The following is a 12,088-nucleotide window of genomic DNA, read 5'->3' as shown; positions in this document are numbered from 1 at the left end:
CGTTTATCATCTTATTTCTTGGAGGGGATCAACATTAAAGTCAAAACCTTGCCCCCATAGATCATATTGATCACGTGGGAGATCTGCATAAGGTTGGCATGAAAAGACAGCGGCATACACCTGCCTCATCATAATAGCTTGTTGACTCTCAAGACCACTTACGGGATCAATGATAGGATCGCCCATAACCATCCCTTCACGATCTAAATAAAATCGCAACCGCACAACCGGACGGTTTTTTAAATCGCCACCAAGCGCCACAAGTTTAAGCTTCTGTTGAATACATCCCCCCGCAATATTGACCAATGTTTGTGCCATTTTTGTGGTATCATCAATGTTTTTTCTTGCACCCAAAGCTTCTGGTGTATGAGAACGTTTTGCTCCCCCTCCTTGTGACCGCGCACGATTGAGCAAATTATTTTCCTCCAGTGCTAAAATATCTTCAATGGTCTTTTTCTCTTGGTTTTTCTTGTTAAGCTTTGGCGTCTTTTGATTCAATGCAGCCCCTTTCTTCCTTGGAACTTCTTCGTCAAATTTTGGTTTAAACTGTGGAAGAAAAATTTTTTCTGGAAGTGTAATTTTGGGTGCTTGATGAACAATCTGCTCTGCTGGTACCTTCTGTACCATTGGAGCCAATTCTTTTGGCGATATCATCTCTTCATTTTTGTGCGCAGGCTTGAGCGCATCTTCCGGAGCCTTCAAAGGCATCTCAGGCGCAACCTTGGGAGTATCCTCCGGTGGTGCCTCCAAAGGCATCTCAGGTGCAACCTTGGGAGTATCCTCCGGTGTGCTCAAAGGCATCTCAGACGCAACCTTGGGAGTATCCTCCGGCGTGCTCAAAGGCATCTCAGGCGCAACCTTAGGAGTATCCTCCGGTGTGCTCAAAGGCATCTCAGGTGCAACCTTAGGAGTATCCTCCGGTGTGCTCAAAGGCATCTCAGACGCAACCTTGGGAGTATCCTCCGGTGCGCTCAAAGGCATCTCAGGCGCAACCTTAGGAGTATCCTCCGGTGTGCTCAAAGGCATCTCAGACGCAACCTTAGGGGTATCCTCTGTTTTTGCTTCTAATAATTCTGGTTTTGTAAGTTCGGGTGCAAATGTTTCTGACGTGTTCTTGCTTGGTGGTAGCGATGCTGTTTCAACAGAACGCAGTTTTTCCTTTGGTTGAAAAGGTGCCAGACTATCTATTTGTCCCTCTCCAATATGGCGTGCATCTTCTTTCTCTTGTGGTTGCATAGTTGGTTTAACGGCAGGAACTGCACGGATGGGAGCCTTCACGGATCCTTGTTGAGAGGACAACTCGTCCACTAAAGGAGCAAGAGTGATAGGAATTGCTTCCAATGGTTGTGGTAAAGAGACAGAGCTTGTAAACTGAACGGCTCCCCAACTGAGAAAAATGACATGGACCACAAGGGATAAAGCCAAGCCTCGTTTCATGCTATGATAGGAGTCTTTGTTCATTCTTTATGCCTTATTTATGACTTATATTTTTTCATTTTTAATCACTCTATGCTCTCTTAAAATATTTTAAAAACAACAGGGTATGCGAAATTTTATCACTTATTATTTATTGTGCTAGACTTGCTAACGCAACTTGAGAAAACCCCGCTTTTTGAATATCTGCCAGCAGTTTTAATACTTGTTGATATTCAACAGTTTTAGCAACCCGCACAAAAACCCGTTGATCTTTTTGTGTAGCATCTTCTTCCAGAAGAGTTTTAAGGTGTGCAATCAGTGCTTGTGACGTTTCATAATAATCTTGATTAATGGCAAAACGCCCTTGCGCGTCAAGTGAAACCGTAAGGGGCGTTTTTTGAGCTCGTACAGGACCCGCTTGACTACGAGGCAAATCTAGAGGAACACCGTTCACTAAAAGGGGAGCAGAGACCATAAAGATAATCAACAAGACCAGCATGACATCCACAAAAGGAGTAACATTGATCTCACTCATCAGTTGGCTTCGTGAATGATGGCGCCTACGTTTATTTTTCCGAGAAGAAGAAGCAACAGAAATTCCCATGGGATAAGCTCCTTTTTATAAAGAGGAAGGTGCTGTGCGTGTTTCATCAACACGCCGCGATACAATTGTTGAAAATTCATCGGCAAAATTTTCTATTTGTGCAATGATGCGCGCACTTTCATGAGTCAACTTGTTATAAGCAATAACGGCTGGAATTGCTGCAAACAAACCAATAGCGGTTGCTAAAAGCGCTTCTGCAATCCCTGGCGCGACAATGGCAAGTGATGTATTTTGAGAAGCTGAAATAGAAAGAAAAGACTCCATAATACCAATAACTGTTCCAAAAAGTCCGATAAAGGGTCCCGCAGATCCCAATGTCGCAAGAAAACTTAATTTTGATTCTATTTTTTCACTTTCACGCCCCAGCGTCAAATCCATAGCCTTATCAATTCTGCTCTGCAAACTTTTCGATGTATGGGTCCCTTTTTCAAGAGATTTTTTCCATTCAACCATTGCCGCCATAAAAACTGCGGATATACTATTGGTGCGTTGACTTTTACATGATGCATAAAGATCTTCTAGCGCTTTGCCTGACCAAAATGTACGTTCAAACTGCTTTATTTCACGCCGTATTCTCCGATACGTAAAAATTTTATCAAAAATAATTGCCCAACTCCAAATGGAAGCGAGCAGCAACCCGATCATAACACCTTTCACGATCCAACTCGCTTGCATAAACAAATGCAACATTCCAATTGTTTCCGGATTCGTTAGTTCACCATGCGGCATAATTTTTGTCCCTCTAAATAAAAGGTGTATTTTTTAAAATTCTATAAAACAGATTATTTTATAGTTTCTAAATTTAAGTAAAAAACTTTAGTCTCACATAAATCCATGCGCTAAAACAAGACTTGTTTTTTAAATTTCCTTAAAAAGTGATGACGAGAGACATCCCTCAACACACACACCCCTCATTTCACAACAGCATTTATGAAAAATATAACGATAAAGCCTTCCCCATAAATGCTATAAAAATAAAAGATATAAAAATGCGTGATATCAAATCTATTATGCACCACCATCTTTACGCTCATGAAAAGAAAGCTAAACCCTCATACACGTTTTAAGCTTAAAATGCAGTGATAAGTCTTAGCACTTGAAAACATTCATAAGAGGCATTTTTATTCCTTATCTTAAGTGTTTTTGTCCCCACTCACCAAGCCCGCTTGTGACATGTAAGAAAATGTTTTTTATTAATTCACAGCAATAGAGCTTGAAAAGAAAAAATCTTACAAGTTTCAGAGTTATCTGAAAATGACAACGCAATAAATTATCATTATAAATAAATATGTTATAATCATGAAAGATTACGCTTTACCTCAGACTATTGTTTCTCTCATTTTGCATCAAATTTAATACGGGGACACCCTCGAACACAAAAAAACGACAATAAACCACCATAAAATGCCTCACAACAATGTGCCTCACCCATGCACCCTAATGTAAGTCCCATAAATCTAGTGTAAGTCTCATATAGTCTCATTGTGTTGTGAATTAATCCCTTTCAATGCCCATCATCTCTCTGACACCATGGCATGGTATAACGTAAAAGCTTCTGTAACATGAAAAAAGCCTTTTCACATCTTTACTTCATGAAAACAGGCTTCTTCGTTCTCTTTTCTCACTTGCGATATTTGATCGTTATTGCATTGAGAATGATCTATAAAAAATATTTTTACAATTTTTCAATGATTTATATTGCTCATCTTATGATATGTAAGCAAATGATTTCAATTGTTTCAACATGTACAGATTTGAAATGAAAGTATTTTACTCTCATTACTCTATTGGAATTTGTGCCCGTGAGAAGTGATAATTTACCTTTCTGAGTCGATCTATCATATAAAATAATATGCTTTTAAAACTTTAAATCAAAAATGCATTTCTGCTTTGTATACATTGACCTCTCACTCATTCACTGCGTTTAGAAGCACAGATAAAGCCATGTATTATGGATGAAAATGGATAGGACATGCGCTCTTGTGATGCCAAATGACAATCCAGTAAAAAACAAATCAAATTGCTTAAAATACTCTTTGGGTGTTTTGAGAGAATTTTTGACCTAATAGCTTATTATCACTTTATTGCAATATTTTGCTGGGTATGTGCATTTTTATAAAAATAAATCTTAATCCATTTTTTATTTCTTTTTTTGTTTTGTCCTTTTCTGCTGTTTTCCTATGCCAACGAACCTTTCTTCAAAAGAAAGAAAAGTATTTTCAGTTTATAGCAGAAAATGGATAATAAGACATTGATTTTGAATCATAACATAGATGAGGCGTGTTTAATTTTGTGGGATATCATCTTCAATTTATTGTAGCTACTGTAGTAGAGGCGCTTTCTTTTGATGTATCGCGTGACCTTGTTGGAAAACATTTAGGCTATGATAAATGTATGTCTTAGATTATAGATTACTTTATATCCCCTGATCTCTCCTAAAGCTGCTCGTTCAATGAATAACACTTTTAACCAAGCATTTTTGCAAAAAGTTCTTTGGGTAAACGTCGCGGTTTTGCCTCCTCATTAATCAGAGCAATTTCAACTTTGGCTGTTACCAACGTGGTCGCCTCATGCAAAATAGATTGCTCCATAAAAAAGCGTGCCCCTTGGATATGAGTAACACGTGTTTTAACAACTAAAAGATTATCAATTTTAGCTGGTCTTGAAAAATTAATTTCCATATGACGCACAACAAAAAACAGTTTTTCCCCCTCAACCCCTGCTGCTAACATCTTATTATTAAAACCGGTATCCCGTAAAAACTCTGAACGTCCTCGTTCAAAAAACTCAAGATAACGCGCATGATAAACCACACCGGAAAAATCTGTATCCGCAACATAAACGCGGACCTGAAAATTATGAAAAGAATTTGTATGATTGCTCTTAAAAGGAGTTATTTCTGTCATTGGCTTCATGTCCCATAAAATCATCTAATATAGCAAATTGTTTATCAATCAAAAGATTGAACACATTTTTGTGTTGAAGTTGTGAAAAGCAAAAGCCCCCTTAATCGTGCAGGACCTTTTTGGTCAGAATATGCTAAAAGAAGCACGTCTCTTGTATTTTATGACCTTACTATAAAATATTCACATAGTTTCTTTTAATTAAAGAGAATGTCTTAGTCATCTTCCCCATCCCATAAAGACGTCTGAAGTGATGAATTGTCTTGAGCATCAGAAAGTTGAGAACGCCTTTGTATAGACGTTGTAGAGGCAGGAGCAGAAAGCCCTAAATGGCTCCAAGCCTTTTCAGTTAGAATGCGTCCACGAGCGGTTCTTTGAATAAAACCTTGTTGGAGCAAATACGGTTCAACAATATCTTCAATGGCATCGCGTGGTTCTGATAAAGCAGCAGCAATTGTTTCAATCCCCACCGGTCCCCCTAAAAAAGTTTCCGCAATCAGGAGCAAGTAGCGGCGATCAAGCGGATCAAGCCCAAGATGATCGACCTCAAGGCGGGAAAGCGCTTCATCAGCGATTTTTTGGTCAATTTGTTTTGCCTGTTTAACCAAAGCAAAATCACAAACGCGCCGTAAAAGCCGCCCAGCAATACGAGGAGTCCCCCGTGCTCGGCGTGCAATTTCATGAGCACCATCATCACTGATCTTGACGGCAAAAAGCCGTGCATTACGCTGCACAATATATTCCAATTCTTCTATCGTATAAAAATTGAGACGAATTGGGATGCCAAAACGGTCTCTCAGCGGTGTGGTCAAAAGCCCCAAACGTGTAGTTGCCGCTACCAAAGTAAATTTAGCCAGATCAATTTTCACCGAGCGTGCGGCCGGCCCCTCCCCAATGATCAAATCAAGTTGATAATCTTCCATGGCTGGATAAAGAATTTCCTCAATCGCCGGATTTAAGCGATGAATTTCATCAATAAACAAGACATCACGTTCTTCGAGATTGGTCAAGAGAGCGGCTAAATCTCCTGCTTTAGCGATGACCGGTCCTGAAGTAGAGCGAAAATTAACGCCTAATTCTTTTGCCATAATCTGTGACAGCGTTGTTTTTCCCAGTCCCGGTGGTCCTACAAACAAAACATGATCCAGCGCTTCTTGCCGCGTTTTTGCTGCTTCAATAAATATTTTTAAATTAGCCCGTGCCGCTTCTTGACCAATAAAATCATCGAGAACTTGTGGTCTTAAGGAACGATCTGGATCGTTAGGAAGGGGTGCGGAACCCAGAAGGCGTTTATCTTCATCTTTATGCATTGTTACCTTGATTTTAAGTAGGAGAAGAAAGCAATTTGAGACTATGGCGGATCAGCAGAGCAGAAGAAACAGTTTCCCCCTCAAGAGCGTTCATCGCAAGAGCAAGAGCACGGGATGCATGCTCCCGCTCAAACCCTAGCTTCATCAACGCAGAAAGCGCATCATGCGCAGGTTGATTGGTCATCTCACGCTGAGGAACCGAAACAGTCTTGAGCGCTTGTTCAAAGGGGAGTGTTTTACTTTTCAACTCACCCACAATTCTTTCACTGACTTTTTTACCAACGCCCGGCGCTCGACTAATCATCGCAACATCGTTTAAGGCAATAGCCTGTGCGAGTTCATCTGGTGATAAAGTACCCAAGATTGCCAAAGCAACCTTCGCCCCTACTCCAGGAACATTTTGTAAAAGACAAAACCACTCCTGTTCAGCTCTTGTAGCAAAACCAAAAAGGCGGATTGCATCTTCCCGAACATGCGTTTCAATAAAAAGGCTTAACGTTTCCCCAACAGAGGGTAAAGAAGGACGGAGCCGATTTGAAACAAAAACCACATAACCCACACCGTGCACATCAAGAAGGATATGATCATCAAAGATATGTTCAAGAGTGCCCTTTAATTTGCCAATCATGCTTCCACCCCAATCATACCGCCATCCTTGCCTGATAAGATCGGTCAATACTCTTACGGTGCATACTATGACAAAGAGCAAGAGCAAGAGCATCAGCCGCATCACTGCTATCAAATTCAGCCCGTGAGAGGAGAACTTTGACCATCATATGAATTTGTTCTTTAGCACCGTGCCCAACACCAATAACCGATTTTTTCACTTTGTTGGGCGCATATTCAAAAACAGGAAGATTGGCTTGCGCAGGAACCAGCAATGCAATTGCACGCGCTTGCCCAAGTTTTAAAGTTGCTGTAGCATCTTTGTTGACAAACACATGTTCTACAGCGGCTTCATGGGGCATAAATTGATGCACAACCTCTGAAAGACCTTTGTGGATCTGACATAGTCTGGAAGCCAGCTCACACTTTACATCAGAAGAAACGGTCCCTGCTGCAATAAACTGAAGACGATTACCCGCAACATCGATAACGCCCCACCCTGTACGCCGCAATCCGGGATCAATGCCTATAATACGAATCGTCTCTGCCATAAACTACAGTCTATACACTTTTCCCCCCTGTGAATAAAGATGTGAATAAAGACAAGACCACAAAGCAAACAGCAGTACAAGACAAAACCAGTAAAAAGATGGTCATGCCCCCCAATTATAACACGCAACGAACAGCATCTTTATGAAGCATAACTGAAATCAATCAAAACCATTCACACATCACAAGCAAGCACCCTATCAAACACCTTATAAAACATAAAAATTCTCTTTCTCTATCATGTCCAATGCCATAACAGTTAAACATCGCAAGCGAGCAAATAGAGAGTGCTGGATTGTACATTCATTAAGTGTAAAGAGACTATGCAATAGATAGTATACACTTTACGGAAACTTTTTACATTATAACATGTTGCTACCACAGTAATTCAACAAATTGATTTATAAAGATAATTCATTATTTTGTATGTTGAATAAGAATCCCGAATATCCTAAGATTTTCTCATTACAAACCTCTTTATATTAAAGCAATAAAAACCATTCGCTTACATATGAAACGTGGGATTTCCCTATGGAGTAAACCTGTGCAAGAAAGGACTAAAAATGCCTCTCATGAACCGTCTTAAGTGCCAAAGGCTTTCGCAAACATTGGGGACTGGCAAATATGATGATCGTGCCGGCTTGCTCCGTTGCAAGCGTAAAGATGAGGGGGCTCAATGGATGTAAACAAGAACTGAGAGGTGTTTTTGAATATGCCCATTACACCACAATGACATTGCATAGAGAGGGACATTATGCATGGGACACAGAGAACCCCCGAGGCATTCATTATAGAGCACTTTATTTTGGATGTTTTATTTTACGAGAAGGAAATAACTTCCATTCAAAACAAAAGAAGCCCAAAAACTGACACAATGTGTATCATCCTCATTAACACACGCTTTACAGCAACTTTATAGGCATAAATTACAGAGCATAAATAAATTGATGTACAAGCCCCTGCTCTATCTAGCGCCTGATCATTATCATAGCCAAAACAAAATCACACGATATATCAACAGAAAGTGTTCCAGCTGCAATCAACCGAAGCCGATTTTACAAGACCAACCATACCCCACATTCCATGCCATAATTCGCAATCAATACCTATACACCCCCTCCCTCTACCCCCCTCTCAGCTATAAGCTCAAGATATTTCCTACGCTCAAATAGAAATTAGGCAGAAAAAAGCACTCTAGATTAGTTTTAGTTGTGCAATTTCGGTTGTAAAAAATGGGTAGATTGCTCTAAATATCGCAAGAAAGAAGCAAGGAGCTATTCTTCTCAGAACGCCCAAAAGCTGTTTTCAGTCATTCGATTTGTTTTCCCACTAAATTATCATTTCTTAAACTACAACCGCCCCTTATTTACCAGAACGCTTAAACTACAGCCGCATATCTACGAAAAAATGCACGCTCCTAAACGCAATGAAATGAGAAACAAATTGGCGAAAAATTTCTGGCAATTCATGCCAATGCGGGGTCTCAAGTTCCAATGTCGGTGTATGAAGTGACACTTTTACAATTTCTTTTTTTATTTGTTCTGATGACATTTCCCCTTCACGCAGAGCAAGGAAATACCTCTAAGAACGCCCAAAGGCTGTTTTGAGCAATTCGATTTGTTTTCCTACTGGATTATCATCTTCTAAGGCACAGGAGGCTGCAGTTTCCCAACCAGCACGCATATACTGTATGCGCGCTTCTAAACGCAATGAATGAGAAACAAATTGGCGAAAAATTTCTGGCAATTCATGCCAATGAGGGGTTTCAAGTTCCAATGTCGGTGTATGAAGTGATACTTTTACAATTTCTTTTTTTATTTGTTCTGATGACATTTCCCCTTCACGCTCTGCGCGAAGAAGAAGGAGTTGAGAAGCGATTTGCATCAGTCGTGTACTTAAATACATAGCTTCTTTCGCATAGATTGCAGAAACTTCTGCCGAAAGGGAACGTGCTACTAATTTCCCTTCTGAGTCAATATACGCTGCGGTTTTTTCAATCAGCGCCATTGTTTCTTCATAGAGACGATTAAAAGCATTTTCAAAAGCATTATGCTCAATCATGATAATAGGTTCATCATATGGACGTTTATGTACACTCACGCTTTTATACTCCAAGTATCAGCACAAAATTATACCACTCAACGAACAGAGTATTAAAAAGTTTCTTTTGTTGCTGTGTAGAACGCTTTTTTTAAAACTGCTACCTCTTTTAATTTTTTTGCGCAACGCGCTTTTTATACTAAGGTTAACGCACCCAACAAACACTATAGGAGCGTTTTTCTTATAAACGGATCAGTTTCCTTGAAAAGGACCACTGCCAAGATCGCCGTCTTTCACAATAATAGGCGACTCCAAATTGCAGAGCAATACCCGTTATTATTAAGAGGGTATCGGAAAAAAACGTTCCTGTCATCACTGTTTTTATAATTTGTCCAAACATCGCAAAAATGGTTCCCGTTACAAAGACCGGTAAACTATGTTTTCCTAAGATTGCTAAAGGATGTTTCTGAGAGACATAAAACCATTTATTGATGCTTGGCAAAGAAAGAATGAAAAAGGCTAATGCAAGAACATGGAGTAAACGTGGCAAGCTTAAAAAGGTTTTATTAAAGTTCAACAATGGGGAAGACCAGCCAAGCCACCCCAAAATGCCCCACCAGTTTAAGCGAACCCATAACAGTGCCAACAAGAGATAAGCTGCCGCACAAACAATCCAAAAAGACCGAAAAGCGATTTTTTTTCCTTGTTTAAGCGCTAAAGTACTGGTCAATCCTATGACAAATAAGAATTGCCAAGACAAAGGGTTTAAAAACCACTTTCCCTCTAAAGGATAAGAAGGAGGAGCAATTTTATAAAATCCGCAGATAAGATACAGCGTAAACGAGCCCAAAAGCAGCCATTTTGTCTGTTTACAACTCAAATAAAGGATAAAAGGCGCAAAAAACATCAAAACGATATAAAGTGGAAGAATATTATTATATCCCAATTGATGCCCAAAACTTAAGGTACTCAAAAATGCGATACCAGGCTCTTTAAAAAAGAGTCTCATATTGTTCATTGATAAAAGTTTTTCTGTTTTCCATAATAAAAAGGCAGCAAAAAAAAGACTTAACGTGACAAAGGTAGTAAAAAGATATGCGCCATAGAGCTGCAAAGCTCTGTACCACAGTTTTCGGATGATAAAAGCAAAGGATTTTTGCTGTAACCGTCCATGAAAGCTTAACCCAAGAGCAATCCCTGAAAGCAAAACAAACACTTCTGCACAATCAGAAAAACCGAAATTTCTATGGGTAAAAGACTCATAGATCGTTCTGGGAATATGGTTGATGAAAATCGTCAATAAAGCTAAAGAACGAAAAACGTCAATACGTGTATCACGACGAAAAGGTTGAGTATTATGCTCAAGAATACCTTGGTATTTCATCAGTGGACTCCCACACGCCACAAACCCCTTGAAGTCCCATAAAAATGGTGGTTACCCTTATTGCCAACAAGCATAAACAGGATGAAATTTTAATTTTTAAGTGTCAAGTTTCATTTTAAGCGTTTATTTTTTAAAAGGCAAAATTTTTTTAAAGGTAAAAGAACGAAAAGAATCCATACATGTATCACAGCAAAAAGGCGACATAATTATGCTTAAAAACACTCTCATTTCTCATAAGCAGGCACCCACACACCCACAAATCCTTTAAATTACGTGAAAATGGTGGTCACTTTCATCGCAAATAAGCATAATAGAATGAAACTTTAATTTTAAGCATTATTTTTCTCTAAGAAACAGGGATTTGACATGACAGAACAAAAAAATAAACCAATTGATTCACCTCTTTTCCCTCAGTTGATTTTAACACTTGATGTTCGGCGCAACACCCCACACACATTTTTGCAGCAAATTTTTCAAACAAAGTCTTTTGCATGCGTCATCCTCTATGATTCTGAAAAGCAGAAAGATGATGGCTCTTTTTTACAACAACAAGCACAAACTTACGCAGAAGATATCCAAAATCACGACGCAGCCCTTCTCATCGCTGATGACAGCCGCATTGCTGGGCGCATAAAGGCTGATGGATTGCACATAGAAGATGATCTTAACGCTCTTGAAAGCTTCAAAAATCAGCAAAAGGAACAAAAAATCATAGGCTTTGGCAATCTACGCAATCGCCATAGTGCTATGCTTGCAGCGGAAACAGGTGTTGATTATCTATTTTTTGGAAAACTCGGTGCTGATAAAAAACCCCAAGCGCACCCCCGCAATCTCCAGTTAGCAACATGGTGGGCAGAGATTATGCAAACCCCCGCCATTATCCAAGCAGGAAGCGATTTTTCAACCTTTGATGAAGCCTTAAAAACTGGATGTGAATTCATTGCTGTAGAAGAAGTGATTTTGGGGAACGACAATCCCTTAATACTGCTTAAAACAATACAAGAAAAATGTGAGAAAACCCCCTTGTAATATAGGAGACATACATAAGCCGCTGATAAAACCCCATACACTCACTCATGCAATACCCAGTGAACATAGCGATAAGCAAAAGCTACGAAAATCCCTGCCATAGTTCAAGCAGGAAGCAATTTTGCACTCTTTGATAAAATCTTAAACACCACATATGAATTCATTGCTGTAGAAGAAGTGATTTTGGGGAACGACAACCCCCTGATGATACTTAAAATGATAAAAATAAGGGAAAAACCAAAGCACT

Annotated in this window: 10 protein-coding genes and 2 pseudogenes; 2 read left to right on the top strand and 10 right to left on the bottom strand. The window is 39.5% G+C overall.

Annotation, left to right across the window (positions count from 1 at the left end):
- Window positions 1–6: 6 nt before the first annotated feature.
- From ACFIJP_RS01805 to ruvC, 7 genes are all read right to left on the bottom strand, one after another.
- Entirely contained in the window at window positions 7–1,461 is a 1,455-nt protein-coding gene (locus tag ACFIJP_RS01805) for a cell envelope biogenesis protein TolA (RefSeq protein WP_375625264.1), read from the bottom strand.
- 106 nt (window positions 1,462–1,567) lie between these two features.
- Window positions 1,568–2,020: a protein TolR gene (gene tolR / locus ACFIJP_RS01800; protein ID WP_375625263.1), complete on the bottom strand. Its 453-nt coding sequence runs from the start codon at window positions 2,018–2,020 to the stop codon at window positions 1,568–1,570.
- 15 nt (window positions 2,021–2,035) lie between these two features.
- On the bottom strand, window positions 2,036–2,749 hold the full coding sequence (gene tolQ, locus ACFIJP_RS01795; protein ID WP_375625262.1) for a protein TolQ: 714 nt from the start codon (window positions 2,747–2,749) through the stop codon (window positions 2,036–2,038).
- 1,736 nt (window positions 2,750–4,485) lie between these two features.
- The gene (gene ybgC, locus ACFIJP_RS01790) at window positions 4,486–4,926 is read right to left on the bottom strand and encodes a tol-pal system-associated acyl-CoA thioesterase (protein ID WP_375625261.1); all 441 of its coding nucleotides are present in this window, start codon (window positions 4,924–4,926) and stop codon (window positions 4,486–4,488) included.
- Between the two features lie 212 nt (window positions 4,927–5,138).
- A complete protein-coding gene (ruvB, locus tag ACFIJP_RS01785) occupies window positions 5,139–6,233 on the bottom strand; it encodes a Holliday junction branch migration DNA helicase RuvB (RefSeq protein WP_375613207.1) in 1,095 nt (364 codons plus the stop codon).
- A 13-nt stretch (window positions 6,234–6,246) separates the two neighbouring features.
- Window positions 6,247–6,861 carry a Holliday junction branch migration protein RuvA gene (gene ruvA, locus ACFIJP_RS01780; RefSeq protein ID WP_375625260.1) on the bottom strand — a complete coding sequence of 205 codons (615 nt, stop codon included), beginning with the start codon at window positions 6,859–6,861 and terminating at the stop codon, window positions 6,247–6,249.
- A gap of 13 nt (window positions 6,862–6,874) precedes the next feature.
- A complete protein-coding gene (ruvC, locus tag ACFIJP_RS01775) occupies window positions 6,875–7,390 on the bottom strand; it encodes a crossover junction endodeoxyribonuclease RuvC (protein ID WP_375625259.1) in 516 nt (171 codons plus the stop codon).
- A gap of 561 nt (window positions 7,391–7,951) precedes the next feature.
- Here ruvC and ACFIJP_RS01770 point away from each other — a divergent pair.
- Window positions 7,952–8,071: pseudogene (locus ACFIJP_RS01770) on the top strand (DUF4102 domain-containing protein); the annotation flags it as partial.
- 626 nt (window positions 8,072–8,697) lie between these two features.
- Here ACFIJP_RS01770 and ACFIJP_RS01765 read toward each other — a convergent pair.
- The 3 genes and pseudogenes from ACFIJP_RS01765 to ACFIJP_RS01755 all read right to left on the bottom strand — a co-directional run.
- Window positions 8,698–8,957, bottom strand: a pseudogene (locus ACFIJP_RS01765) (DUF1465 domain-containing protein); the annotation flags it as partial.
- A gap of 12 nt (window positions 8,958–8,969) precedes the next feature.
- Complete coding sequence (locus ACFIJP_RS01760; RefSeq protein WP_015856950.1) at window positions 8,970–9,488, bottom strand: DUF1465 family protein; 519 nt, start codon at window positions 9,486–9,488, stop codon at window positions 8,970–8,972.
- A 181-nt stretch (window positions 9,489–9,669) separates the two neighbouring features.
- Window positions 9,670–10,812, bottom strand: coding sequence for an OpgC family protein (locus ACFIJP_RS01755; RefSeq protein WP_375625258.1), 1,143 nt, complete (start codon window positions 10,810–10,812; stop codon window positions 9,670–9,672).
- Between the two features lie 366 nt (window positions 10,813–11,178).
- Between ACFIJP_RS01755 and ACFIJP_RS01750 the strand changes: the two genes are divergently transcribed.
- Window positions 11,179–11,841: a thiamine phosphate synthase gene (locus ACFIJP_RS01750; protein ID WP_375625257.1), complete on the top strand. Its 663-nt coding sequence runs from the start codon at window positions 11,179–11,181 to the stop codon at window positions 11,839–11,841.
- Window positions 11,842–12,088 lie beyond the last annotated feature (247 nt).

The sequence above is a fragment of the Bartonella sp. MU37NMGALS genome (assembly GCF_042194015.1).
Lineage (GTDB): Bacteria > Pseudomonadota > Alphaproteobacteria > Rhizobiales > Rhizobiaceae > Bartonella > Bartonella grahamii.
Note: the sequence above shows the minus strand (reverse complement) of the source record. Positions and strands in the feature narration are given on the sequence as shown.